Origin of the sequence: Methylobacterium sp. WL64 (assembly GCF_008039945.1) — a bacterium.
Classification (GTDB): Bacteria; Pseudomonadota; Alphaproteobacteria; order Rhizobiales; family Beijerinckiaceae; genus Methylobacterium.
In genome coordinates this window covers 17,936-41,598 of the sequence record NZ_VRVA01000042.1, presented here as the reverse complement: position 1 = coordinate 41,598, position 23,663 = coordinate 17,936, and the positions used below count along the sequence as shown (strand labels likewise).

The 23,663-nt window shown below is 71.9% G+C and carries 22 protein-coding genes and 1 riboswitch; of the genes, 16 read left to right on the top strand and 6 right to left on the bottom strand.

Annotated features, from left to right (window positions below; genetic code table 11):
• Window positions 1–125 precede the first annotated feature (125 nt).
• The 4 genes from FV242_RS17915 to FV242_RS17900 form a co-directional block, all read right to left on the bottom strand.
• Window positions 126–1,103 (bottom strand): Gfo/Idh/MocA family protein, encoded by a 978-nt coding sequence (locus FV242_RS17915; protein ID WP_147939863.1) that lies wholly within the window; start codon window positions 1,101–1,103, stop codon window positions 126–128.
• A 31-nt stretch (window positions 1,104–1,134) separates the two neighbouring features.
• Window positions 1,135–1,554 (bottom strand): DoxX family protein, encoded by a 420-nt coding sequence (locus tag FV242_RS17910; RefSeq protein WP_147939862.1) that lies wholly within the window; start codon window positions 1,552–1,554, stop codon window positions 1,135–1,137.
• 38 nt (window positions 1,555–1,592) lie between these two features.
• Window positions 1,593–2,225, bottom strand: a complete 633-nt coding sequence (locus tag FV242_RS17905; RefSeq protein ID WP_147939861.1) for an alpha/beta hydrolase — start codon at window positions 2,223–2,225, stop codon at window positions 1,593–1,595.
• 62 nt (window positions 2,226–2,287) lie between these two features.
• The gene (locus FV242_RS17900) at window positions 2,288–3,214 is read right to left on the bottom strand and encodes a ring-cleaving dioxygenase (protein WP_147910917.1); all 927 of its coding nucleotides are present in this window, start codon (window positions 3,212–3,214) and stop codon (window positions 2,288–2,290) included.
• Between the two features lie 126 nt (window positions 3,215–3,340).
• On the opposite strand from FV242_RS17900, the gene FV242_RS17895 reads away from it, so the two are divergent.
• The 11 genes from FV242_RS17895 to FV242_RS17845 all read left to right on the top strand — a co-directional run bounded on the left by FV242_RS17895 (window position 3,341) and on the right by FV242_RS17845 (window position 15,516).
• Window positions 3,341–4,261, top strand: a complete 921-nt coding sequence (locus FV242_RS17895; RefSeq protein WP_147910916.1) for a LysR family transcriptional regulator — start codon at window positions 3,341–3,343, stop codon at window positions 4,259–4,261.
• 471 nt (window positions 4,262–4,732) lie between these two features.
• Window positions 4,733–5,425 carry a GntR family transcriptional regulator gene (locus FV242_RS17890; RefSeq protein ID WP_147910915.1) on the top strand — a complete coding sequence of 231 codons (693 nt, stop codon included), beginning with the start codon at window positions 4,733–4,735 and terminating at the stop codon, window positions 5,423–5,425.
• Between the two features lie 321 nt (window positions 5,426–5,746).
• Window positions 5,747–6,901, top strand: coding sequence for a transporter substrate-binding domain-containing protein (locus FV242_RS17885; protein WP_147939860.1), 1,155 nt, complete (start codon window positions 5,747–5,749; stop codon window positions 6,899–6,901).
• Complete coding sequence (locus FV242_RS17880; RefSeq protein WP_147909883.1) at window positions 6,898–7,524, top strand: ANTAR domain-containing response regulator; 627 nt, start codon at window positions 6,898–6,900, stop codon at window positions 7,522–7,524. Before FV242_RS17885 ends, FV242_RS17880 begins: the two co-directional genes overlap by 4 nt.
• Before the next feature lie 171 nt (window positions 7,525–7,695).
• The gene (locus tag FV242_RS17875) at window positions 7,696–8,541 is read left to right on the top strand and encodes a nitrilase family protein (RefSeq protein ID WP_147939859.1); all 846 of its coding nucleotides are present in this window, start codon (window positions 7,696–7,698) and stop codon (window positions 8,539–8,541) included.
• Between the two features lie 36 nt (window positions 8,542–8,577).
• A complete protein-coding gene (locus FV242_RS17870) occupies window positions 8,578–9,735 on the top strand; it encodes a substrate-binding protein (protein ID WP_187278469.1) in 1,158 nt (385 codons plus the stop codon).
• Between the two features lie 105 nt (window positions 9,736–9,840).
• Window positions 9,841–10,674, top strand: coding sequence for a branched-chain amino acid ABC transporter permease (locus FV242_RS17865; protein ID WP_147909886.1), 834 nt, complete (start codon window positions 9,841–9,843; stop codon window positions 10,672–10,674).
• The gene (locus tag FV242_RS17860) at window positions 10,667–12,466 is read left to right on the top strand and encodes an ATP-binding cassette domain-containing protein (protein WP_147939858.1); all 1,800 of its coding nucleotides are present in this window, start codon (window positions 10,667–10,669) and stop codon (window positions 12,464–12,466) included. Before FV242_RS17865 ends, FV242_RS17860 begins: the two co-directional genes overlap by 8 nt.
• Window positions 12,459–13,190 carry an ABC transporter ATP-binding protein gene (locus FV242_RS17855; protein ID WP_147939857.1) on the top strand — a complete coding sequence of 244 codons (732 nt, stop codon included), beginning with the start codon at window positions 12,459–12,461 and terminating at the stop codon, window positions 13,188–13,190. The genes FV242_RS17860 and FV242_RS17855 overlap by 8 nt, the downstream gene beginning before the upstream one ends.
• Window positions 13,191–13,193: 3 nt before the next feature.
• A complete protein-coding gene (locus FV242_RS17850; protein WP_147939856.1) occupies window positions 13,194–14,117 on the top strand; it encodes a DUF1028 domain-containing protein in 924 nt (307 codons plus the stop codon).
• Window positions 14,110–15,516, top strand: a complete 1,407-nt coding sequence (locus tag FV242_RS17845) for an amidase (protein WP_147939855.1) — start codon at window positions 14,110–14,112, stop codon at window positions 15,514–15,516. The genes FV242_RS17850 and FV242_RS17845 overlap by 8 nt, the downstream gene beginning before the upstream one ends.
• Window positions 15,517–15,562: 46 nt before the next feature.
• Here the strand turns inward: FV242_RS17845 and FV242_RS17840 are convergent, their stop codons facing one another.
• Both FV242_RS17840 and FV242_RS17835 read right to left on the bottom strand, forming a co-directional pair.
• Window positions 15,563–16,777 carry a DUF1624 domain-containing protein gene (locus FV242_RS17840; protein WP_147939854.1) on the bottom strand — a complete coding sequence of 405 codons (1,215 nt, stop codon included), beginning with the start codon at window positions 16,775–16,777 and terminating at the stop codon, window positions 15,563–15,565.
• Window positions 16,777–19,011: a TonB-dependent siderophore receptor gene (locus tag FV242_RS17835; protein WP_246692757.1), complete on the bottom strand. Its 2,235-nt coding sequence runs from the start codon at window positions 19,009–19,011 to the stop codon at window positions 16,777–16,779. Before FV242_RS17835 ends, FV242_RS17840 begins: the two co-directional genes overlap by 1 nt.
• Before the next feature lie 106 nt (window positions 19,012–19,117).
• Window positions 19,118–19,327: riboswitch (cobalamin riboswitch) on the bottom strand.
• 876 nt (window positions 19,328–20,203) lie between these two features.
• On the opposite strand from FV242_RS17835, the gene FV242_RS17830 reads away from it, so the two are divergent.
• From FV242_RS17830 to FV242_RS17810, 5 genes are all read left to right on the top strand, one after another.
• Complete coding sequence (locus tag FV242_RS17830) at window positions 20,204–20,524, top strand: hypothetical protein (RefSeq protein WP_147909892.1); 321 nt, start codon at window positions 20,204–20,206, stop codon at window positions 20,522–20,524.
• 277 nt (window positions 20,525–20,801) lie between these two features.
• A complete protein-coding gene (locus FV242_RS17825; RefSeq protein ID WP_147909893.1) occupies window positions 20,802–21,122 on the top strand; it encodes a hypothetical protein in 321 nt (106 codons plus the stop codon).
• Between the two features lie 152 nt (window positions 21,123–21,274).
• On the top strand, window positions 21,275–21,673 hold the full coding sequence (locus tag FV242_RS17820; RefSeq protein ID WP_147909894.1) for a DUF350 domain-containing protein: 399 nt from the start codon (window positions 21,275–21,277) through the stop codon (window positions 21,671–21,673).
• A 1-nt stretch (window position 21,674) separates the two neighbouring features.
• Window positions 21,675–22,337 (top strand): DUF1190 domain-containing protein, encoded by a 663-nt coding sequence (locus tag FV242_RS17815; protein ID WP_147939853.1) that lies wholly within the window; start codon window positions 21,675–21,677, stop codon window positions 22,335–22,337.
• Window positions 22,337–23,503: a glutathionylspermidine synthase family protein gene (locus FV242_RS17810; protein ID WP_147939852.1), complete on the top strand. Its 1,167-nt coding sequence runs from the start codon at window positions 22,337–22,339 to the stop codon at window positions 23,501–23,503. The genes FV242_RS17815 and FV242_RS17810 overlap by 1 nt, the downstream gene beginning before the upstream one ends.
• Window positions 23,504–23,663 lie beyond the last annotated feature (160 nt).

The window sequence follows — 23,663 nt, the reverse complement described above, 5'->3', positions numbered from 1 at the left end:
CCCGACCCGGCCTGACGGCCGGCCCACCCTCCCCCGCAGAGGGGGGAGGGAGAGGTGCCCGGGGTTGGCCTGAGCCCTCATCCGGCAGCGAGTCGGAACATCTCGGCCCGCCGACCTCCAAAACCTCACAGCGCCAGAATCCCCTCCACCACCTCCTGCACGGCGAGCGCTTCCGCGAGGGTGGCGAGATGGTGGGGTTCGCCGCGGGTCATGCGGGCGACGCCGTCGAGCTGGCGGCGCAGCGCGATCGGGCGAACCTCCGCGTTGGGCAGCGCGTCGGGGGCCGGGATGAAGGTCCCGTCCGGGGCGCGGCGCTCGGCGATGGCCCAGTCGCGCAGGCGGATCGCGCCGGCATCGCCTTCGAGCGTCCAGGTGTTGCGGTCGTCCTCCGCGACCCCGCCGACCCGGCCGGTGAGCGTGACCGGGACGTCGCCCGCCGTGAGCGTCACGTCGATCGCCCGTTCGGAGCGGCCGGGTTCCGGGAACGAGACCGTGCCGGCGAGCCCGTGGAGCGGCCCGCACAGGCGGTGGCTGAGGAACAGGAAGTGCGAGACCACCTCGCGGGTGAAGCCGCCCTCGGCCCGGGCGTCGAGCCAGCGCGCCGCGTCGGCCTGCCAGGGGCGCGGCCAGCGAGCGAAGGCCACCGCGATGGTGAGCCGCCGGGGCGTCCCGACCGCGCCGTCGGCGATCCAGCGCTGCAGCGCCGCCACGCCGGGCGAGGAGGCGAACGGGAAGTTCACCGCCCCGGCCGCCCCCGCGGACGCCACGAAGGCGCGGGCCTCGGCGAGGTCGACCGCCAGGGGCTTCTCGCAGAACACGGTCCGGCCAGCGGCCAGCGCGGCCCGGGCGTAGCCGAGATGCGAGGCCGGCGGCGAGGCGACGTACACGCAGGCGCTCGCCGCTACGACCGCGGCGGCGTCGTTAACCCGCGGCACCGCCGGGAAAGCCGCGCCGACCCGGGCCAGGGCCTCCGGCGACGGATCCCACAGGGCGGCGACCCGAACCGGCGAATCCGGCGCCCCGTGGAGGGCGGCGATCAGGCGCTCGCCCATGATGCCCGCGCCGATGATCCCGAGGGCGAGCGGCGCGTCGGTCGTGGTCATTCCTGGTCCCTGTGCTGGTGACGGCGCCCGGTCAGATCCGGCCCTGCCGGGCGTCGAGGCTGAACGGGCCGGCCCCGAAGGCCGCGACCTGAAGCAAGCCGCCCGCCACGGCGAGGTTCTTCAGGAAATGGAACATCTGGTTCGGGTCTGCCAGCGCCGTGTGGAAGGTCAGGGCGGTGGCCACCGCGAACCCGGCGAGCCCGAGGGCGACGAGCCGGGTCCGGTAGCCGAGGATCAGCAGCAGGCCGCCCAGGACCTCCACCAGGGCGGCAGCCGCGAACGAGACCTCCGGCAGCGGCAGGCCGGCGGCCCGGATGGTGGCGAGCGTCGCCTCCGGGGCGGCGAGCTTGCCGACCCCGCTCACCAGGAACAGGGCGCTCATCAGGAGCCGGCCGGATACCGGCAAGAGGGCGGCGACGGCGGCGGCGGCGGGGGCGATCGGGGAAGCCATGGCGATACTCCGGTTCAAGGTGGGGACGTTGGCGCGGATCAGGCCGCGCCCGGTCGGGCGAGGCCGCGGATCCAGTCCGCCGCGAGGCCGACATCGGCCTGGGACAGGCCGTGGCCGACCGGCACGACCCGGTGCGCCACCGCGGCGCCGGCCGCTGTGAGCTGGTGGGCCAGCCGGCCGGCGTTCTCGGCGGGGACGATCGGATCCATCGCCCCGGAGAGCATCAGCACCGGCTTGCCCGCCAGGTCGGCGACGGGCGGCTCGGAGAGCGGCACCATCGGGCGGATCAGCACGGCGCCGGCCAGCACCTCAGGCGCCAGCATCAGCAGCGCGGCGGCGATGTTGGCACCGTTGGAGAAGCCGAGCGCCACGGGGGCGGCGAGCCCGTAGCGCTTCCGCGCCGCGGCCACGAAGGCGGCGAGCTCCGCGGTGCGGAGGCGCAGGTCGGCCTCGTCGAACACACCCTCGGCCAGGCGCCGGAAGAACCGCGGCATGCCGTTCTCCGTCACCGCCCCGCGGGGCGACAGCAGGGCGGCGCCCGGGGCCACGATCCGGCCGAGCGGCAGGAGATCGTGCTCGTTGCCACCGGTCCCGTGCAGGAGCAGCAGCGGCGGGGCGTCGGCCGCGCCGGGTTCGAACAGGTGGATCAAGCCGAGGGCATCTTGGGTCATGGCGACCTCACGGGTGGCATGGTTGGCGCCTCCGCTCCGTTCGTCCGGAGCGGAGGTTTTGGTCAGGCGACCTTCGGCAGCACCGCCTCGATCTGGGCCCGGTGCGGCTCCAGCCCGGCGGGCAGCTTCAGGGCGGTGCCGAGGGATTCCGCCGGCTCGTCGATGGCGAAGCCGGGGGCATCGGTGGCGATCTCGAACAGCACGCCGCCGGGCTCGCGGAAGTAGACCGACCGGAAGTACTGGCGGTCCCGCTGCTCGGTGACCTGGAGGCCGAGCCCGGCGAGTTTTTCCGCCATCGCGGCCTGCGCGGCGTCGTCGGCCGCCCGGAACGCGATGTGGTGGACCGAGCCCGCCCCCTGCCGGCCGGGCAGGAAGCCGCCCACCGCCCGGAGTGTCACGAAGCCGCCGAGCGCCGCGCTGCCGGCGAACCGGATCAGGTTGCCCTCGCGGGCCTCCTCGCGCAGGCCCAGCACCTCCGTGAGGATCGCGGCCGTTCCCTGTGCCGTCTCCAGGAGGAGCGTCACCCCGTGCAGGCCGCGGATCGCGTGCTCGGCCGGCACCTCGGCCGAGGCCCAGGCGGGCTCCGCTTCCGCGCCGTCGACGCCCACCAGCGCCAGCATCATCCCGTCGGGATCCCGGAAGCGCAGGGTCGGCGCACCGAACACCTGGACCAGCGGCTCGTGGGCGACGGCCTTCTCGATCAGCCGGTGGGTCCACCAGCCGATCGAGCCCCGGGGCACCCGGAACGCGGTCTCCTGCGTCTCGCCGATCCCGACCCGGCCGGGGGCCGCGTGCGCGATCGGAAAGAAGGTCAGGATCGTGCCGGGCTGCCCGGACGCGTCGCCGTAATACAGGTGGTAGGTGCCCGGATCGTCGAAGTTGACGGTCTTCTTCACCAGCCGCTGTCCGAGCACGCGGGTGTGGAAGTCGAGGTTGCGCATTGCCGGGCCGGAAAAGGCCGTGACGTGGTGGAGGCCGGACTGCACCATGACGCTGTCTCCCGAGAGGCCGCCGCGAGAAGCGCGGTGGACGTGTGTCGATGACGGCAATCTGGCCCTTGCCATCGGATCCGAAAATAGAAACGCTGGAAACCCATCGTTTCCGGAATGAGACCCATGCGGCTCCCCGATTTCGAGGCCTGGGCGGTCTTCGCCAAGGTGGTGGAGGTGGGCTCGTTCGGCCGGGCTGCGGATGACCTCGGCCTGTCGAAGGGCACCGTCTCGAAGGCGGTGGGCCGGCTGGAGGCCCGGATCGGCGCGCGGCTGTTCAACCGCACCTCGCGCAAGCTCGCCCTGACGGAGGCCGGCCACGCCGCCAAGGCCGGCGCCGCCCGGATCCTGGCGGAGGGCGAGGCCGCGGAGGCGCAGGCCGTGGCGGGCGCCGCGGAGCCGCGCGGCCTGGTCCGCCTCGCAGCCCCGATGACCTTCGGGGTGATGCACGTGGCGCCGCTGTTGCCGGATTTCCTGCGGCAGCACCCGGCGGTCTCGGTGGACCTGCACCTGTCGGACGCGGTGGTGGATCTCGTCGGCGGCGGCTTCGACATCGGCCTGCGGATCGCGGCGCTGCCGGATTCCTCCCTACGGGCCCGGCGGCTCTGCGCGATCCGGCGCTCGCTGGTGGCGACGCCGGCGTATCTCGACCGGCACGGGCGGCCCGGACATCCGGACGACCTCGCCCGCCACGCCTGCCTGGGCTACGCCTACCTGCCGACCCCCGACCGCTGGCGCTTCATCGACGCGGCCGGCGCGGAGGCCGTGATCGTGCCCGGCGGACAGCTGCGGGCGAACAACGCCGAGGCGCTGGCCCCGGCGCTCCGGGCCGGGCTCGGCCTCGCCCTGCAGCCGGACTTCATGATCTGGGACGACCTGGAGGCCGGGCGGCTCGAGCGGGTCCTGCCAGGCTGGTCGCCGCCCCCGATCGCGCTCCACCTCGTGACGCCCCCCGGCGACCCGCGGCCGGCCCGGATCACCGCGCTGCTGGGCTATCTCGGCCAGACGCTCGCCCAGGCGCCCTGGGCCGGTCCGGCGCCGGGATAAGGCCGCCGCCATGGGCGGCACGACCGGCCATCGCAGGCCTGCGGGGCTGAAATTCTAACGTGGTTGAATGCCGGTCCGGCAAGAGCGCGGGACAACCGCAATCCGACCATGTCCCGACGGCTGCTACACGTTGAATGATTTTATACAAAGTTTCTTGACTCGCACGATTGTATCTGACGAGATCAAAACTCTTGATGACCCGACCTTTCCAGGGATGGCCGGGACCCGAATCGATCGACGCGCGTCTGCTTCCGGCGTCGATCGGACCGATCCCCGGGCGTCATGGGAGGGATGCGGTGTCGACCGACGTTGGAACCGTCCTGCGGGTCAGGGCATCCGTCGCGCAGGGCCGCGTCGCCCGATGAGGACACCGATCGAGAATCCCCAGCGCCGCACGCCCGCCCGCGTCCGGCATCCGCGCCAACCGCGCGCCCGGCTTGTGCCCGTGAGCTCCGTCCGGTCGAGGCCCCGATGCTGACTGCGGTGCCCTCTCGCTCCGTGCCTGACCGCCTGCGCCACAAGACCGTGGCCGCGGCCGTCGCGGAATCCCTGCGCCAGAGGATCCTGACCGGCGAGTTTCCGGCCGGCACGCAGCTGCGCCAGGACGCGCTCGCCGAGGAGTTCGGGATCAGCCGGATCCCGATCCGCGAGGCGCTGCTGCAGCTCGAAGCCACCGGCCTGATCAAGATCATGCCGCATCGCGGGGCCGTGGTCTCGGGCCTGTCGGTGGAGGAGGTCGAGGACATCTTCGCCCTGCGCGTCCGGCTCGAGCCGGAACTGCTGGCCCTCTCGGCGCCGCGCCTGTCGGAGCAGGACCTCCAGGGCCTGCGCGACCTCACCGAGGAATACGGCACCGCCCTGGAGGCCGGCGAGATCCTGCGCTGGGGCGAGCTGAACCAGCGCTTCCATCTCGACCTGCTGCGGCATGCCGGTCGCCCGCGCTCGCTGACCATCGTGGCCAGCCTGCTGCAGGATTGCGACCGCCCGACCCGGCTGCAGCTCTCGGCCTCCGGCGACGTCGCCCGCGCCGACCGGGAGCACCGGGAAATCCTCGCCCTGTGCGAGGCCGGCCGGTTCGACCGGGCGGCCGACCACCTGCGCCGTCACATCGAGTTCGCCGCGCAATCCCTGATCGCCATCTACCGGCGCGCGCTCACGCCGTGAACGACCCCATGGCAGCGCCCGGTGGCGGGCCGACCAGCGCCCGCACCCTGGTGGCCGGGATGCCCTGATCGCCCCCACGCGGTGGTCGCACGGTAAAATCGGTTCGCGGTCGGCTGCCCCACCACGGATAGCGTGGCCGATGGGGCCGCGCTCCTGCACGGGATGGCTTCGGCCGTGCAGGAGCGCCATATCCCGCCTCCCGGTCCCGCCCCCCGCGCACCTGTCGCCCCGGCGCCTTGGTTTCCAAGGCTGTCGCGACTGCGTTAGGACGGGGCGCGCGCGGTCGCCCGGCGGGCGGCCTTCAGCACGGGTGGGGATGCCATGGCAGGCAAGGACGAAGCGACATGGCGGGTCGGCGTCCTGTTCTCACGCAGCGGGGTTAGCGGCATCACCGAGACCGAGCACTTCCTCGGCACGGCCCTGGCGATCGAGGAGATCAACACGGCCGGCGGCGTGCTCGGGCGGCCGATCGAACCGATCTGCTACGATCCGGCCGGCGACAACGATGCGTATCGGTCCTATGCCCGACGGATGCTCGCCGAGGACGGGGCCGAGGTGATCTTCGGATGCTCGCTCTCGGCCAGCCGCAAGTCGGTCCTGTCCACCGTCGAGCGGCACAACGGCCTGCTCTGGTACCCGTCGATCTACGAGGGCTTCGAGTATTCGGAGAACATCATCTACACGGGTGCGACCCTCAACCAGAACGTCTTCGCGTTGGCAGACTACCTCCTCCAGGAGCATGGCCCCCGGATCTTCCTGATCGGGTCCGACTACATCTACCCGCGCGAGTCGAACCGGGTGATGCGCGATCTGGTCGAGACCAAGGGCGGGACCATCGTCGGCGAACTCTACGCCCCCCTCGACGCCGACGATGCGGCCCATGTCGACATGATCGCCGAGATCCGCCACGCGGCGCCGGACGCGGTGTTCTCGACCGTGGTCGGGCGCGGCGCCGAGCGGCTCTACCGGGCCTACGCCGCATCGGGGATCGACCGGCGGCGCTGCCCGATCGCCAGCCTGACCCTGGCGGAGGGCCAGATCCGGGCGATCGGCCCGGACCTGTGCAGCAGCCACGTCCTGGCAGCCTCGTATTTCGCGGCCCTCGTGGGCGAGGAGAACCGGCGCTTCGTCACCGCCTTCCAGACCCGGTTCGGGTCTGAGCGCCCGACCAGCATGTGGTCTGAGACCGCCTACGCGCAGGTGCATCTCTTCGCCCGCGCCCTGGCGGAGGCCGGCACCCTCGATGCCGAGCGCCTCGGCGCCGCGGCTCTGCGGCAGCGCCTCGCGGCACCGGAAGGCGAACTCGCCTTCGATGGCGAGACGCGGCACGTCTGGCTCACCCCCGGCATCGGCGTCGCCCGCGCCGACGGGCAGTTCGACGTCGTCTGGCGGGCGCGCCGACCGGTGCGGCCCGATCCGTACCTCGCCTGGTCCCGGTTCGAGACGAACTGCCTGGACGAGGGGATGGCCGCGTGACGGCGCCCGCCCGCAGGATCCTGGACGACCTGAGGCGGGCGAGAGCCCTGGTCATCCATCCCAGCGACGAGGAGGGCGCCGCGCTTCTGGAGCAACTCCGGCGCCTCGGCTGCGCGGTCTCCCTCGCCTGGCCGCCGCCGGCGGCCTTACCGCCGGACATCGACACGCTGTTCATCCAGCTCGACGACGCGCAGGTGATGCACCTCCTGCCGTCGATCGAGGAGATCGAGCCCGCCGTCATCGCCATCGTGGCCTACGAGAGCCCGACGTCGCTGAAGGCGATCGCCGACGTCAACGCGCACGGGGTGCTGAACAAGCCGCTGCACCCGCGCGGGGTGCTGACCCAGTTTGCCCTGGCCCGCTATCGGCGCGGCTACGAGGGCCGGTTGATCAGCAAGATCAACCGGCTGGAGGAGACCATGAAGGGCCGCCGCACCGTCGAGAAGGCGGTCCGGCTGCTCGTGGAGCTCAACCGGATCGACGAGGAGGCCGCCTACAAGATGCTTCGGGACCGTGCCACCGCGTCCCGCGTGCCGATGGCGAGCGTGGCCGAGAGCGTCGTCTCGGCCCACGAGGCGATGAGCGGCCTCGGCTTGCGCATCGCGTTGGCGGAAAAGACCTGAATGCAGCAACCTGCCGCAAATATCACCTTGCGACCCGTCTTCAGGCGCGTATCGTAGTCTTATCGGGCAAGGTTGCCCCGCAGCAGCATTGCTGCATGACATCTCGGCTTTGGAGCCTCTGGTCCGCGGATGACGTCCGCGCCCAGGGGCTTTTTGCGTTTTGGAGCCATCATGATCCAAGCGAACGATCCCGCACGCCCGCCGTTACGGGTGTCCTGCATCCAGTTCGAACCGCAATTCGGTGCCGTCGCGGCCAATATCGCGCAGGCGTCCGATCTCATCCGCGCCGCCGTGGCGGAGGGCAGCCGGCTGATCGTCCTGCCCGAGCTCGCCAGCACCGGCTACGTATTCGAATCCGACGCGGAGGCGGCCGCCCTCGCCGAGCCGGTGCCGGACGGGCCGACGGCCCGGGCCTGGACGGCGCTCGCGGCGGAACTCGGCGTCCACATCGTGGCCGGCATCGCCGAGCGCGGGGACGGCGTCCTCTACAACGCCGCCGTGATCGTCGGGCCGCAGGGCTATATCGGCACCTACCGGAAGGCGCATCTCTGGGACCAGGAGAACGTGTTCTTCGCCAAGGGCGACCTCGGTTTCCCGGTCTTCGACACGGCGCTCGGCAAGATCGGGATCGCGATCTGCTATGATGGCTGGTTCCCCGAAACCTTCCGGCAGCTCGCCCTCGCGGGCGCCGAGATCGTCTGCATCCCGACCAACTGGGTGCCGATGCCCGACCAGCCCGCGGGCGAGGCCGCCATGGCCAACACCCTGCACCGGGCCGCTGCTCACGCGAACGGCGTCTTCATCGCCTGCGCCGACCGGGTCGGCACCGAGCGCGGCCAGCCCTTCGAGGGGCAGAGCCTGATCATCGGCCCCAAGGGCTGGCCGCTGGCCGGCCCGGCGAGCCGCGACCGGACCGAGACCCTCTCGGCCGTGGTCGATCTCGACGAAGCCGGCCGCAAGGATTTGAACGCGTTCAATTCCCTCCTGCGTGACCGCCGCACCGACATCTACGGCTGACCCCGCCGCCACCGCGTCTTTCCCAGGAGCCCATTCATGGTGACACGTTCTCTCATCGGCACGGCCGCTGCGCTCGTGCTCGCGGCCTCGGCTGCGCAGGCCGCCGACGAAAAGCCCATCGTCATCGGCGTGCCGATCGGCCTGTCGGGGGCCAACAGCGTCGTCGCGCCATCGGTGGTGCAGTCGGCCGAACTCGCGGTCGAAGAAATCAATGCGGGCGGCGGCGTGCTCGGCCGGAAGCTCGTCCTTGAGGTGGCCGACGACGCCTCCGGCGCGGCCGGCGCCCAGAAGGCCTTCGACGGCCTGATCTACCAGAAGAAGGTCGACGTTCTGATCTCCATGGAGACGAGCGCGGCCCGCAACGCCGGCCTGCCCGCCGTCACCAAGGGCCGCGTGCCGTACATCTACACCTCATTCTACGAGGGGCATTCCTGCAACAAGAACATGTTCGTGGATGCCTGGGTGCCGGAGCAGCAGGTGCCACCGGTGATCGACGCCTTCAAGGCCAAGGGCGCCAAGACCTACTTCCTCATCGGCAGCGACTACGCGTTCGGGCGCGGCATGCTCGGCTTCGCCAAGACCTACGCCGAGAAGACCGGCGGCAAGGTGGTGGGCGAGGAATACCTGCCGATGGACGGCAGCGACTGGACCGCGATCATCTCCAAGCTGAAGGAGGCCAAGCCCGACGCGCTGGTCACCTCGACCGCCGGCGGCGCGCCGAACGTCACGCTCACCAAGCAGCTGCGCGGCGCCGGCGTGTCGCTGCCCTTCGCCAACCTCGCGCTGGACGAGGGCACCGCCAAGAGCATGGGCGCCGACGCCGAGGGCGTCTACCTGTCGGCCTCCTACGTGACCGGGATCGACAGCCCGGAGAACAAGACCTTCCTGGCCGCCATGAAGAAGAAGTTCGGCGCCGAGCTGCGGACGCCCAACGATCTCTCGGTGCCGGAATACGAGGCGATCTACCTCTACAAGGCCGCCGTCGAGAAGGCGGGGGGGACCGAGACCGCGAAGGTGCTCGAGGCCCTGCCCACCGTGAGCGTGACCGGGCCGCGGGGCACGATCCGCATGAGCAAGCAGCACCACGCACCCCTGACCATGTATCTCGGCCAGATCCAGGCGGACGGATCGGTCAAGGTCGCGGGCACCTTCAAGGATGTCGACCCCGGGGAGCAGTGCCCGAAGCTGCCGTGACGTGATGCGCCTCTCCCTCCCTCCCGGGGGAGGGAGCGTCCGGGATCGGCCGTCGGGCCGATCCGCTTACGCCGCGCGACGACGCCGGCCCATCCGGAAGCTGCGATGCTGCTCATCCTCGACATCCTGACCACCGCGGCGATCCTGTTCGTGGTCTCGATCGGCCTCCTCGCGATCTTCGGCGTCCTCAAGATCATCAATTTCGCCCACGGGGCGTGGCTGACGATCGGCGCCTACTGCGCCGTGGTGACGGCCAGGCTCGGGCTCAATCCCTGGGCGGCGCTGCCGCTGGCCTTCGTGGTCGGCGCGGGCCTCGGCGGCCTGGCGGAGCACTTCATCATCCGCCCCCTCTACCGCAGGCCGCTGGACGCGATCCTCGCCACCTGGGGGCTCGGGATCGTGCTCGGCCAGCTCATCACCCTGGCCTTCGGCCGCGACGTCCAGCTCACCCCGAACCTGTTCTCGGGCACCGTCGCATTCCTCGGCGTCGACTATTCCGCCTACCGGCTCGTGGCCCTCGGCATCGCCCTCGCGATCGGGATCCTGTTCGCCCTCACCATCGAGCGGACGCGGCTCGGCCTGTCGGCCCGGGCCGTGATCATGAACGAGACCCTGGCCCGCAGCCTCGGCATCGATACCGGGCGGGTGCGCCTGGTGGTGTTCATGATCGGCGCGGGCCTCGCGGCGCTGGCGGGCGTCCTCCTGACTCCGCTGACCAGCGTCGATCCCAACATGGGGGTGAGCTGGCTGATCGGCGCCTTCATGCTGGTGATGGTCGCCGACGCGTCCTTCCTGGCGCTCGCGGCGGCCTGCCTCGTCTTCGGAGCCGCGCAGGTCCTGATCAGCACCTTCGTCAGCCCGATCCTGGGCAGCATCGCCGTGGCGGTGCTCGCGGCCCTCGTCCTGCGCGTCAGCCCGAAAGGTTTCTCCCGTGCTTGACACGATCCCCGCCACGGAGCGCGCCGCCCTCTCCGGTCGACGCCTCGCCCGGACGGCGCCCCTCGTGGTCGCGGCGGTGGCGGCCTCGGCCCTCTGGATCGCGCCGGCGTTCCTCGACACCTTCGCGGTCAACGTGCTGACCCGCTCGATGATCTACGCGGTGCTCGCCGTCACGGTGGACCTGCTCTGGGGCTTTGCCGGCATCCTGACCTTCGGCCAGGCCGCCTTCTTCGGCGTTGGCGCCTACGCCGCCGCCATGATCCTGGGCGCCTACGGGGCGACCCCGCTCGGGATTGCGGCCGGCATCGCCACCGCGGTCGCGGCGCCGGCCCTGCTCGGCCTCGCGGTCGGGTGGCTGTCCTTCTATCACCGCTCGACGCCGCTCTACGCCTCGGTGATCTCGCTGGTCGTCCCGATCGTCGTGACGCAGCTCATCTATTCGGGCGGCGAGTGGACCGGCTCCAGCAGCGGCCTCGTCGGGTTCGACGTGCTGCCCTTCGAGAGCGAGGGCTATTTCCGCCTCACGGCCCTGTTCCTGATCGCCGTCACGCTGGCGGCCTGGATCCTGGTGCGGTCGGATGCCGGGCGCGCCCTCGTGGCGTTGCGCGACAACGAGGCGCGCTGCGCCTATCTCGGCCTCAACCCCCGGCGCCTGCAGATCCTCCTGACCGCGGCGCTGGCCGCCGTGGCCGGGCTCGCAGGGTTCCTGTTCGCCAACGCGTCCGGCGTGGTCGCCCCCGAGAATGCCGGCTTCCTGTTCGGCACCGAACTGGTGATCTGGGTGGCGCTCGGCGGCCGCGGCACGCTGCTCGGCCCGGTGCTGGGCACGATCGCCATCGACTACCTCGCGGCGAACCTCTCCGGCGACCTGCCCTTCCTCTGGCAGCTCCTGCTGGGGACGGCCTTCGTGGCGATCATCATCCTGCTGCCGGGCGGGCTCGCCGACCTCGCCGGCCGGCTGTGGCGGGCGCTGCCGCTCGGCCGGACGGAGCCCGCCGCCCCCGCCCTGGTGGCGCGGGACGCCACCGCCGCCGCGATCGCGACGGATGCGCCGATCCTCAAGGTGGAAGGCCTGGCCAAAGCCTATGGCAGCCTGACCGTGCTCGAAGGCATCGACCTGGAGATCCGGGCGGGCGAACTCGTCAGCCTCGTGGGCCCCAACGGCGCCGGAAAGACCACGCTGATGCGCTGCCTCAGCGACGGCACCGAGCCGTTCACCGGCGCCATCGCCATCGGCGGCACGGCGATTTCCGGCCTGACGCCGAACCGGATCGTCGGGCTCGGGGTCGGCCGCAAGTTCCAGGTGGCGAGCGTCTTCGAGAGCCTGTCGGTGGCCGATTGCCTGCGGCTCGCGCGGGCCCCTCACGACGGGCTGAACCCGGTCGGCCGGGCTCCGACGCTGGGCCTGCCGCAGGCGGCCCTCGACGTGCTGCGGATGACCGGCCTCGACCGCCTGCTGACGCAGCCCGCGCGCCTCCTGTCCCATGGCCAGAAGCAGGCCCTGGAACTCGCCATGGTGGTGGCGCTGGAGCCACGGCTGATCCTGCTCGACGAGCCCACCGCCGGCCTGACCAAGGCGGAGCGCACTACCATCGGGACCGTCCTCAAGGCGCTGACCGCCGGGCGCCGGATCGCCGCCGTCCTGGTCGAGCACGACCTCGACTTCGTGCGGGAGATCTCGTCCCGGATCGTGGTGCTGCACCAGGGCCGCCTGGTTCTCGACGGCACCGTGGACGCGGTCGTCGGCTCCGAGCTGGTCCGCACCATCTATTCGGGAGGCGCCCATGGTTGAGGCCGCGCAACGCACCGCGCCGTCGGGGGCCGCCCTCGACCTCGATGCCGTAGCGAGCGGCTACGGCGCCGTCTCGATCGTGAAGGGCGTGTCCCTGGCGGTGGGAGCGGGCGAGATCGTCGCCCTCCTCGGCAAGAACGGCATGGGCAAGACCACGCTGCTGAAGACCATCCTCGGGATGGTGGCCCTGCGCGGGGGCAGGATCACCATCGCCGGACAGGGGCTCTCCGGGCTGTCCCCCGCCAAGCTCGTGGCGCTCGGCGTCGGCTACGCCCCCCAGGAGCAGCCGCTGTTCCAGGACCTGTCGATCCGCGACAACCTGCGCCTCGCGGTGCCGTCCGACCGGCACCTGCCGGAGGCGCTGGAGCGCCTGTTCGGCCATTTCCCGTTCCTGAAGGACCGGCTCGCCCAGCGCGCCGGCACGCTCTCCGGGGGCGAGCAGAAGATGCTGATCCTCGGCCGCGCCCTGATGCTGCGCCCGCGCCTGCTCCTGATCGACGAGATCTCCGAGGGCGTGCAGCCCTCGATGGTCGAGCGCCTGCGCGCCGTGCTCCTGGCGGAGCGGGCCTCGGGCCTGTCCATGCTGGTGGTGGAGCAGCACGTCGCCTTCGCGCTGGGCCTCGCCGACCGCTACGCCGTGCTCAAGCTCGGCGAGATCGTCGACAGCGGCTCGGCCAAGGGCCCGGATGCGCAGGCCCGCGTCATCGACCACCTCGCGGTGTGAGGCATGATGGAACTCAACACCTTCTCCATCGCCGCCCGGTGTCCCCGGACCGGGCAGCTCGGCGTCGCGGTGGCGAGCGCCGTACCGGCCGTGGGCGGCCTCTGCCCGTACATCCGGGCGGGGATCGGGGCCGTCACCACCCAATCCTGGGTGAACCCCTACCTCGCCCTGCGCATCCTCGACGGGCTCGCCGGGGGGCAGCAAGCGGACGCGGCCCTCGCGGCCGCGCTCGAGACCGACGACCGGCCAGACCTGCGCCAGATCGGGCTGGTGGATGCGGGCGGCGCGGCCGCCGCCTGGACCGGTGCCGGCTGCACGGCGCAGGCCGGGCACCGCACCGGAGCCGGATACGCCGTGCAGGGCAACATGCTGGCCGCCCCCGGGGTGATCGACGCCATGGCCGAGGCCTTCGCCGGCAGCGCCGCCTGCGACCTCGACGAACGGCTGATGCGCGTCCTCGAAGCCGGCGAGGACGCGGGCGGCGATCGGCGCGGCAAGCAATCGGCGGCGCTCAAGATCGTCGCCCGCGAGGATTATCCGTGCCTCGACCTGCGCGTCGACGAGCATGCCGCCCCCGTGGCCGAGCTGCGCCGCGTCCTCGCCGTGGCCCGGCGGCAGCTCGTGCCCTTCGTGGCCGGGATGCCGCGGCGGGAGGGGCCGGCCGGCGCGTTGCCGGAGGATGTCGCCGCGATGCTCCTTCGGTCTCCCGGCGAGCGGCCCGGTGCGGCGGCCGCGGGCGCGCTGGACCCGCTGCACGACATCGTCGGCCTGCCCCCGGAGGCGGCCGCACGGGTCGCGCACCTGCATGCGCAGTTCGCGCCGGTCCTGGCCGAGATCCGGACCCTGCGCGACCTCGACCTCGCGGCGGTCCATCCCCCGGTCGTCTTCGACCCGAGCCTCCCCTATCGCCGGGTGCCCCATGACTGACGCCATCTGGTCCCTGCCGATCACGGAGCTCGCCCGGCGGATAGCGGCGCGGGAGCTCTCAAGCGTCGCGCTCGTCGGGGCTTACCTCGACCGGATCGGGCGCCTCGACGGCGACCTCCAGAGCTTCGTGTGCCTGTCCTCGGCCGCCCTCGACGCGGCGCGCGCGGCGGACGAGGAGATCGCCCGGACGGGGCCGCGCGGGCCGCTCCACGGCATCCCGATCGGCATCAAGGACAATTACACGACCGCCGACCTGCCGACCCGGGCTGGCACCTCGGTCGACGCCCTGACCTTCCCGCGGGAGGACGGCCATTGCGTCGCAAGGCTGCGGGCGGCCGGCGCCGTGATCCTAGGCAAGCTGCGCATGCACGAATTCGCCTGGGGCATGGTCACGCCGCCGACGCGCAACCCCTGGGACCTCGCGCGGGTGCCCGGCGGATCCAGCGGCGGATCGGGGGCGGCGGTGGCAGCCCGGCTGTGTCCGGCGGCGCTCGGCTCGGATACCGGCGGCTCGATCCGGATCCCGGCGGCCCTCTGCGGCGTCGTGGGCCTCAAGCCGACCTATGGGCGGATCGGCCGCACGGGGATCGTCCCGCATTCCTGGTCCCTCGACCATGCCGGGCCGCTCACCCTGACGGTGGCCGACGCGGCGCTCCTGCTCCAGGTCCTGGCGGGCCCCGATCCGGCCGACCCTGCCGCCGCCTCCGTGCCCGTGCCGGATTACACGGCCGGGCTCGACGGGCCGGTCGGCGGATTGCGGGTGGCGGTGATCCGCAACCATTTCTTCGAGGCGGTCGACGAGGACGTCGCCGCGGCGGTCGAGGATGCGATCCGCTTCTTCGCCGGTCAGGGCTGCACGGTCCGGGACGTCACGGTGCCCGCCCTGCGTTACGGGCTCGGCGCCATCTACGCCATCGAGCTGGCGTCCTCCACGGCCTATCACGACCGCAGCCTCGCGCAGGGCCACGTGGCGGGCTTCGCCGACGACGTCCGCGACCTCGTCGAGATGGGCCGGTTCGTGACCGGTCCGGACTACCTGCGGGCCGAGCAGGCCCGGGGGCTGATCATGGCCGAGATGGCCGCCACGCTGGACGACGCGGACGTGATCGTCACTCCGGCCTCGCCGCTGACCGCGTGGCGGACCGACGAGGCGACCGTGGCGCTCGCGGGCCGGCAGGAGAGCGTGCTGGCGGCGTCCTGGCGCCTCACCTACCCGTTCAATCTGACGGGGCTGCCCGCCATCGCGCTGCCCTGCGGCTTCGACCGGCGCGGCCTGCCGATCGGCCTGCAAATCGCCGCCCGGCCCTTCGCCGAGGGGATGCTTCTCCGGTTCGCGCACCGATACGAGCAAGCGCACGGTTGGTGGCATCGTGTCCCGCACGTCGGGGGGGAGCCGTGACCGCAAGGCGGCGACGCTGCTGCGGGCTTGCGTTCCTTGTGCCTCGTCACAGGTAACGCAGGCCGGGCCAGGACGCGCGGCGCTTGAGCCCGATCATCCCGTGACAGGCCGCGTAGAGGGGCAGCGAGAGCGCGGCGGCCATCAGCCAGATCAGCGCGGGGGAGCCGACCTCGATCCGCCCCGAGGACGCGACGAGACCGAGCGCGGCCGCGGCGGTCTGCAGGGCGCGCAACAGCAGCAGGTGCAGGAGATAGAAGAACAGCGGCGCACCGCCGAAGACCTGCAGCCAACCCGACATCGCCGCCGGGAGGCCCTCGAACAGCGCCAGCAGAACGAGCCCGAGGCCGAGCGTGGCCAGGAGGAAGTCGGCGGAGGGCGGATACTTGGTCAGGTTGAGGAAGGCCAGAACGGTGTCGACCATCGTCGCGCGGGACTGCCAGGGTACGGGATCCCCGTAACCGTTCAGGCCGCGCAGGACGACGAAGGCCGCGAGCGCGACCCCGCCGAGAACGACCAGCCGGCGCTGCCGGTCCTTCGCCGGCACGGCGCCGCAAAACCACGGTCCCAGCGCGTAGCCGGCCGCGATGACCCCGATCCAGGGCAGGACCGGGTACGAGGTCCGGGCCGCGCCCCATGGCAGGGGGATCAGCCCGCGCTGGTGCAGGATCGACCACAGGGCGTAGCCTGCCTGGTCCGGCGCGACGGCGATCCCGTCGAGGGCGTTGTGCCCGAGCATGATCGCCAGCGCGACGTCCAGCAGCGCCACCGGCGGGAGCCAGAGCAGGCCCGCGAGGGCGATCATGCCGATGCCGATCGCCCAGATCACCTGCAGGTACAGGATGGGCGGCGGCAGGCTGGCGGTCCAGGCGAAGCTGACGAGGGTCACTTCCAGCACGATCAGGAGCAGGCCGCGCTTCAGCAGGAAGGCGGCGGTCGCCGACCGCCCGCCATGCGTCCGGCCGTACAGGCTCGCCGACAGGCCGGTCAGCAGGATGAAGACCGGGGCACAGAGATGCGAGGCGATCCGCGTCCAGGCGAGGCCGGCCGGGGTCACGCCGAGATCCATCGGGTCGCGAACCTGGGCGTGCAGGTAGACGAACTCGCGCACGTGATCGACCACCATCAGCAGCATCACGAGGCCGCGCAGGGCGTCGATCGAGCCGATGCGGTGCGATCGACGCGGGGATGGGGCGCGGCAGCCGGCATCCCCCGGGCGCAGGGGATCCGGCGGCGCGACGGGCTCCTCGGCCCTGCGGGCCATCAGAACCGAACCGTGAACGAGCCGGTGAAGCGCCGCGGCGAGCCCGGATACACGCGGAACACGTTGAGCGAGCTCTCGTAGTACTGCGTGTCGAAGATGTTCTCGACGTTGAGGGCCAAGCGGACGTTGTCGAAGCGGTAATAGGCCAGGGCGTCCACCGCGACATAGGCCGGCAGGACGAAGCCCGAGCCCGCGGCATCCCCTGCCCGCTCGCCGACGCCGCGCACGCCGCCGCCGACGCCGAGGCCCTTCCAGTCGCCGCCCTGCGGTTCGTAGACCGCGAGCAGGCTGCCCGAGTGGCGCGGCACGTTGATCAGCGGCGCGCCCACCGGCAGCACGTTGTCCTTCTTCACCACCGCGTCGGCGAAGACGTATCCGGCCAGCACCTTCAGTTCGGGGGTCAACTGACCTTGCGCGGTCACCTCGAACCCCTGGCTGCGCACGGCGCCCGCCGCGATCGAGAAGCCGCTGTTGTTGGGATCGGGGGTGAGCACGTTCTCGCGCTCGACCCGGAAGGCGGCCGCCGTCAGCAGGAGGTTGCCGTCGAACAGCTCGGACTTCACGCCGACCTCGTAACCGAGGCCGGTCTCGGGTGCGAGCGGCGTGCCGCGCGTCACCGCCGCGGCGTCGGGGCCGATATTCGGGCGGAAGCTCGTGCCGACATTGGTGTAGAGCGCGAATTCCGGGATCGGGCGGTAGACGAGGCCGGCCCGCGGCGAGGCCGCCACGCGCGATTGATCGACCTGGCTGCGCGGGGCCCGCTCCCGGAAGGACTGCTCGAAGATGTCCACCCGCATCCCCACGAGCGCCCGCCATTCCGGGGTGAGGACGATCTCGTCCTGCGCGTAGAGGCCGGTGTTGGTGACCCGCTCCAGGTTGTTGCGCGGGATGGTGATCGGCGGCAGCGCCTGCCCGTAGACGGGCGCGTAGATGTCGAGCGCGAAGGGGCTCGTGCGGAAATTCGAGCGGAAGTACTGCGTCCGGCTGTCGGTGCTCTCGCGGTCCAGCCCAAGCAGCACCGTGTGGCCGATCCCGGCCGTGTCGAAGCGCCCGAGCAGTTCGGCCTGCCCGATCGCCACGTCCCAGCGGTAGTCGCGCACGTTGCGGTCGCGCGCCACGGTGCGGTTGTCGGCGGCGAGCGAACGGACCTCGGCCGACTCGCCCGCCAGGTCGCCCGTGTTGAGGTAGGTCGCGAGCCGCATCTGCCAGGCGTCGTCGAAGCGATGATCGACGCGCACCTGCAGGGTGTTGTTGGTCTGATAGGTGCTCTGGCCCGGCTCCCCCAGGAAGCGTGAGATCGGCAGGAAGCCGAGCTGCTTGTTGATCGCGATCACCCCGCGGTCGAACACGATGCGGTTCTTGACGAACTCGGTCTCGACCGTGACGCGGGTATCCGGCGTCACCTGCCAGCTGATCACCGGCGCCACGAGCAGCCGGTCGCTGTTGACGAAGTCCCGGAAGCTGCCGGCGCCCTGGGCCGCGAGGTTGAACCGGTACAGGACCGTGCCATCCTCGTTGAGCGCGCCGCCGGCATCGACCGTCCCGCGCGTCAGCCCGAACGAATCGATCTGGGTGCCCATCTCGACGAAGCGCTGGGCGGTGGGCTGCTTGGTGATGAGGTTCACCAGCCCGCCCGGATCGCTGCGCCCGACCAGTCCGGCGCCGGGGCCCTTCAGCACCTCGATCCGCTCGATGTTCTGGGCGTCGGGCGGCGGGGGCGTGCCGCGATTGAGCGGGAAACCGTTCTTGTAGATCTCCGAGGTCGTCACCCCGCGGATGGCGTAGCTGAACAGGCTCAGGCCGCCGAAATTGTTCTGCTGCGCGACGCCGGGGAGGTAGTTGAACACGCGATCGACGCGGGTGGCGGCGAGGTCGCTGATCACCTCCCGGGGGGCGACGGTGACCACCTGCGGCACGTCGATCTGCCGGGTCGGGGTCCGGGTCGCGCTGACGGCCCGGGTCGCACCGTAGCCCGGCGTCGGCCCGATCAGGCCGATGCTGTCCGACGCGGCCGTCGTACCGGGGGCTGGGCTGCCGCCGACATGCTCGACCGAGACCTCCTCCAGGGCGATGCTCTCCTGCGCCCGCGTCTCGCCGGCCGGCGAGCCCGCCGTCAGGATCGCCGCGAGGGCGACACGCGGGCTCTGGCGGCGGAAGGGAGACCGGGAACGGCTCCGCGGGCCCCGGGCTTTCGCGGAGGGATGGGTCGTGGTCGGCTTCGGGCGGACTGGCACCGGCACACTCATGGTTGTCGAGCCGGAGGCTTCAGCGTGAGCGCGTGCGGGCGACGGGCCCACGGGGCCGCGCCGTCCCTGCGTTCCGCCGGGGCACCCCGCCCGAGGGTCGTCGTCGCGCCGAGGCAGGTCTCCTGGCTCGCGGGTCACGATCCCGGCCTGGTCTTCCCGATGCGACGCATCAGTGACCACGGGCGGCAGGGACTCACCGCTTACAGTTGCGGGGGCAGCTTCGGCCTTGCCCGTACGAGCGCACCGAATTCCCATCTTCGCCCGCGGACCGAAGCCCGCGGGAACCTTGGCCGCCCGATACTCGCCACCGCGCCCCCGGGGGTCAATGCCTCAACGACAGAATGCAATAACGTTACACACGCTGTGGTTTCAGGGATACATCGGCCTCCCGGTTCGCCAGCTCACGGTTTCGGCTCTGGCGGATGAGCGAGCCCGGGCGAGCAGCGGGGGGGGCCTTCCGGGGCCGGATCCGGGATCTCTTCCACGTGGCCGCGGAAGCCAGCGCCGGACGTCGGCCTGTCGGCGCGCGGTGGCGGCGAGACGGCCAGCAGGCAGCCCGGCCGAGACCGCGATGGTCTGCCAGGGACCGGACGGCGCGGCCATCCGGGCGTGTTCACCGTGCGGAGCCACCCGCAGGCGGAGCGCCAGGCCCGGGTTGGCCGCAGCCTCGTCCAGGAACCCGGACCTGTCCGGATCGGGTGGGTGTTGGCCCCAGACCGGGACGGACGCGCCGCCTCCATGCTCTTCCGATCCCGCTCGGCCGCAAACCGTAAGGCAGCGATTCGACACGGCGTTCGATCCGTCCGGATACGGTCTTGCGTCCACCTGGGGCGGCCCCCGATCTGTTTCGAGACGCGGCCCGGATTGCACCCGCGGTGCCAGGGAGCGACGCGCCTCGGCGCGAGGCCGGGCGAACTCCGGGCCGCCGCCGGGCTCATCCGTATCGGGCGCGCGGCGTGGGCCGGGCGCGTCGAGACCCGCATCAGATCGGCGGGCTGCGAGCCTCCCGCGCGGGCTTCGCGGTGCGTGCCGGCCTCCGGTGGGCCCTCGGGGCGCGGCACCTGCGGCTTGGCTTCGACACCGGGTCGCGGCGTCGCGAACCTGAACGGCCGCAGGGGGTTTGCTTTCCGAAGAGCGCGGTCGGCACCGACGCGGTACGCCGCGCTGCGTGGAGAACATGATGATGGACAGCACCCTGGCTTCGGTAACGGTCCCTTCCCTGAAGGCCGCTCGATCGGCGCGAGACCGCCTGGCCCGTGCCGGGTTTGCCCGCAACAGCATCGACATCGAGCGGCATGGCGACGGGTTTGAGGTCTCGATCAACACGCGCGAAGAGAACAAGGCACGGGCCGAGCGTATCTTGACCGGATCGCCGCTGGGCAACGACCTCCGGCAGGCCGGGGAACAGGCGGCCGACTTCGTGCACGGCAACCGCTCCTTCGCCCTGGGCCTCGCCGCATTGGCCGGTTTCGCGATCTTCAGCCTGACGAAGCGCCGGTGACCCTCGTACCCGCCGTCAATCGGCTCGCGCGCCGGTTCCGTGCCGGCGCACCGTCACGACGCGTGCCCTCCCGACGAGGGTGCGGGTGCGGGATGGCTACCGGATCTCACCCCTCCGCGCTGAGAAGCCGTGGAGGGGGCGTGGAGGGGGCAGCGGGGTAAGCCCGCGTCTGCTCTAAGCCAGCCATCCGGCCTGCGAAGTCCGCGCCCATCAGCGTGAAGCCGATCCCGCCGGGCGGCTCGGTTCCGGTTCGACCCGTCGCGAGGCGATGCTTGTGATGCGCAGTGTGGACCGCGTCCTGATCGGCCTCGGCCTCGCCGTCTGGCTGCCCGCCCTACCGTTTGCCATCGCGTTGGCCGTGGGCAATGGGGCCGGCTGCACGTTGAGCGAGAACGACGTCCATCCGTGCGTGATCGCCGGGATCGATCTCGGTCTACCCCTGACGCTGATGGCGCTCATGGGCTGGGTCGTCGTCGCGATGCTGCCCTTGATGGCGCTCACGCTGGTGGCGGGTGTGGTTTGGGGCGGCGTCCGCATCGGTCTGACTTGGCGGCGTGGGCGGGGAACACGCCGCGCTGCCGATCGTCCAGCCCCATAGCCGCGGTTGCCGCCCCGCGATTGTGACCGTTCCTGCCTGCATGCTACGCCCTGCGGAGCGGCTGAGCGAAACCTCGACGGATACGGCTCCATGGGCGACCCGACCGACGCATCACCCTGGTCCGCGCCGGGTCCCGCCGAAGGGCTTTGGGCATGACCTCCATCTCGGGTCTGCCCGCCTTCCTGCTCTACCTCGTGACGGCTGGGGGACTGATCGGCCTCTACCTTCTCGTCTACACGCTCGCCACCGCCCACAATGAGCTCGCGCTGATCCGGCGGGACGTGGCCGCGGCCGCGGTGGCGCTGGGCTTCAGCCTCGTCGGCTTCGCGTTGCCGCTCTCGGTGGCGATCTACAACGCCCAGTCCATCCTCGATTGCATCGTCTGGGGCCTCGTCGCCCTCGTCGTGCAGATCCTGATCTACTGGCTCGTGCGCCTCGCGGTGCCGGATCTGTCGCGGCGCATCGAGGACGGGCGGATGGCCGCCGCGGTGCTCCTCGGCGCGGCGTCCTTCGCGGGCGGCCTCGTGAATGCCGCCTCGATGACCGCCTGAGATGGCGGACGCGCGCACGGTCGGGCCCGCAGAAGACCCTGGCGAGAGCCGCCGGCGCAAGCGCTCGGCCGCGATCTCCCTCGTCCTGGTCACCGGGGCCGGAGCGGCGGCGCTCGGACTGGGCTGGCTGGATCCCTCCCAGAAGGAGGAGGACGCCCTGGTGTACGACAGCCTTTCCGCCTGCATCGGCCAGGGGCTTCGCACGGAGGAGGCCTGCACGACCGATTATGCGGCCGCCCAGGCCGCCTATTCCACGACAGCGCCGCGCTACCCCACCGCGGAGGCGTGCCGGGCGCATCACGGTCCGGACGGCTGCGTGGCGGGAGAGACGGTCGCTCCGGACGCAGCCGGCTCTTTCGTGCCCCTGATGGCCGGCTACATGATCGGGCGCACGCTGGAACAAGGCCTGCCGGCCCAGCCGCTCTACCGGCACGTGGAGGAGACCCAGGCGGCCGGCGGAGGCAGCCGCGGCGGAGGCGGCTACTGCACCGGTTCGGGCGGCCGGGTCTACGCCGCAGCGGGCCGTCCGGCGACCCGCGTCGCGTCCAGCGTGGCGCGCACGCTGGCGTCCGCACCGCGGATGGTGTCCCAGGGCGGGTTCGGTGGGACCGGGCGGGCGATCGCTTCGGCCGGCAGCCGCTCGGGCGGGTTCGGAGGCGGCTGATGCGCCGCGTGCCCATCCCGGAGCGTCCCGATTGGCGCGATCATGCGGCGCGGGCCGGCTTCGCCTTCCACACCTTCGACGACGAACCCTACTGGGACGAGAGCGCCTACTACGCCTTCACCCTGGCCGAGGTCGAGGACGACATCGAGGCGCCCACGCGCGAGCTCCACGCCCTGTGCCTCGCCTTCGCCGACCGGGCCGTGTCGGACGGTGCGATCCTCGCCTCCCTGGCGATCCCCGAGCACGCCTGGGACGCCATCGCGGACAGTTTCCGGCGGCGCGACCCTTCCCTCTACGGGCGGATGGACTTCTGTTACGGCGGGGCTGGCACCGGACCGGCCAAGCTCCTCGAATACAACGCCGACACGCCGACCGCCCTCTACGAGAGCGCCGTGTTCCAGTGGCTCTGGCTGGAGGACGGTCTCGCGCAGGGACGCCTGCCCGCGGGGGCGGACCAGTTCAACGCGCTCCACGAGCGGCTGATCGCCCGCCTCGCCGCCATGGGGCTCCCCGGCACCCTGGCGTTCACGTGCTATCCCGACGCGCCGGAGGACAGGGGCACGGTGGCCTACCTGCAGGATTGCGCCGTGCAGGCCGGGCTCGCGGCGCCGTTCGTGCCGCTGGAGGCGGTCGGCCTGTCCGAGGACGGGCGGTTCCTCGACGCCGCAGGCCGGCCGCTGGCCGCCCTGTTCAAGCTCTACCCCTGGGAATGGCTGCTCGCCGACGCGTTCGGCCCGGCAATCGGCGCTTCGCCCACCCGCTTCGTCGAACCGCCGTGGAAGGCCGTGCTCTCCAACAAGGGCCTGCTCGCCCATCTGTGGGCGATGGCGCCCGGCCACCCGAACCTGCTTCCGACCTACTTCGAGGACGATCCCGGCAAGGCGGCCCTGGGCACCTCCTTCGCGAAGAAACCGCTCGTCTCGCGCGAGGGCGCCAACATCCTGCTCGTGCGCGACGGCGTGCTCCTGGAGCGCGACGCGGGCCCCTACGGACGCGAAGGCTTCGTGCGGCAGGCGCTGGCGGAACTCCCCGCCTTCGATGGCCGCCACGCGCTCGTCGGCAGTTGGATCGTCGGGGACGAGCCCTCCGGCCTCTGTCTGCGCGAGGGGCCACGCCGCATCACCACGGACCGGGCACGGTTCGTGCCGCATCTGATCGCAGGCTGAAGCGGGGCTCGTCGGCGACACCGCGACCAGGGCAGAACCTTCGACCGACCCGATGCCGGTCTTCATGTCGGCGCTCGCCGCCCTGGCCCCTCTTCGGGCGCTACGGACGCCGTGACGGCGCCAGCCCCCGGCTGACCCATGCTCGACGCGTTGCCGATTG

Coding starts and splice junctions, on each gene's coding strand:
- FV242_RS17850 (WP_147939856.1), top strand. CDS start 13,194: ATGATGGAACTCAACACCTTCTCCATCGCCGCCCGGTGTCCCCGGACC.
- FV242_RS17855 (WP_147939857.1), top strand. CDS start 12,459: ATGGTTGAGGCCGCGCAACGCACCGCGCCGTCGGGGGCCGCCCTCGAC.
- FV242_RS17810 (WP_147939852.1), top strand. CDS start 22,337: ATGCGCCGCGTGCCCATCCCGGAGCGTCCCGATTGGCGCGATCATGCG.
- FV242_RS17895 (WP_147910916.1), top strand. CDS start 3,341: ATGCGGCTCCCCGATTTCGAGGCCTGGGCGGTCTTCGCCAAGGTGGTG.
- FV242_RS17820 (WP_147909894.1), top strand. CDS start 21,275: ATGACCTCCATCTCGGGTCTGCCCGCCTTCCTGCTCTACCTCGTGACG.
- FV242_RS17840 (WP_147939854.1), bottom strand. CDS start 16,777: ATGGCCCGCAGGGCCGAGGAGCCCGTCGCGCCGCCGGATCCCCTGCGC.
- FV242_RS17905 (WP_147939861.1), bottom strand. CDS start 2,225: ATGACCCAAGATGCCCTCGGCTTGATCCACCTGTTCGAACCCGGCGCG.
- FV242_RS17845 (WP_147939855.1), top strand. CDS start 14,110: ATGACTGACGCCATCTGGTCCCTGCCGATCACGGAGCTCGCCCGGCGG.
- FV242_RS17875 (WP_147939859.1), top strand. CDS start 7,696: ATGATCCAAGCGAACGATCCCGCACGCCCGCCGTTACGGGTGTCCTGC.
- FV242_RS17915 (WP_147939863.1), bottom strand. CDS start 1,103: ATGACCACGACCGACGCGCCGCTCGCCCTCGGGATCATCGGCGCGGGC.
- FV242_RS17885 (WP_147939860.1), top strand. CDS start 5,747: ATGGCAGGCAAGGACGAAGCGACATGGCGGGTCGGCGTCCTGTTCTCA.
- FV242_RS17910 (WP_147939862.1), bottom strand. CDS start 1,554: ATGGCTTCCCCGATCGCCCCCGCCGCCGCCGCCGTCGCCGCCCTCTTG.
- FV242_RS17865 (WP_147909886.1), top strand. CDS start 9,841: ATGCTGCTCATCCTCGACATCCTGACCACCGCGGCGATCCTGTTCGTG.
- FV242_RS17825 (WP_147909893.1), top strand. CDS start 20,802: ATGCGCAGTGTGGACCGCGTCCTGATCGGCCTCGGCCTCGCCGTCTGG.
- FV242_RS17900 (WP_147910917.1), bottom strand. CDS start 3,214: ATGGTGCAGTCCGGCCTCCACCACGTCACGGCCTTTTCCGGCCCGGCA.
- FV242_RS17815 (WP_147939853.1), top strand. CDS start 21,675: ATGGCGGACGCGCGCACGGTCGGGCCCGCAGAAGACCCTGGCGAGAGC.
- FV242_RS17870 (WP_187278469.1), top strand. CDS start 8,578: ATGGTGACACGTTCTCTCATCGGCACGGCCGCTGCGCTCGTGCTCGCG.
- FV242_RS17830 (WP_147909892.1), top strand. CDS start 20,204: ATGATGGACAGCACCCTGGCTTCGGTAACGGTCCCTTCCCTGAAGGCC.
- FV242_RS17890 (WP_147910915.1), top strand. CDS start 4,733: ATGCTGACTGCGGTGCCCTCTCGCTCCGTGCCTGACCGCCTGCGCCAC.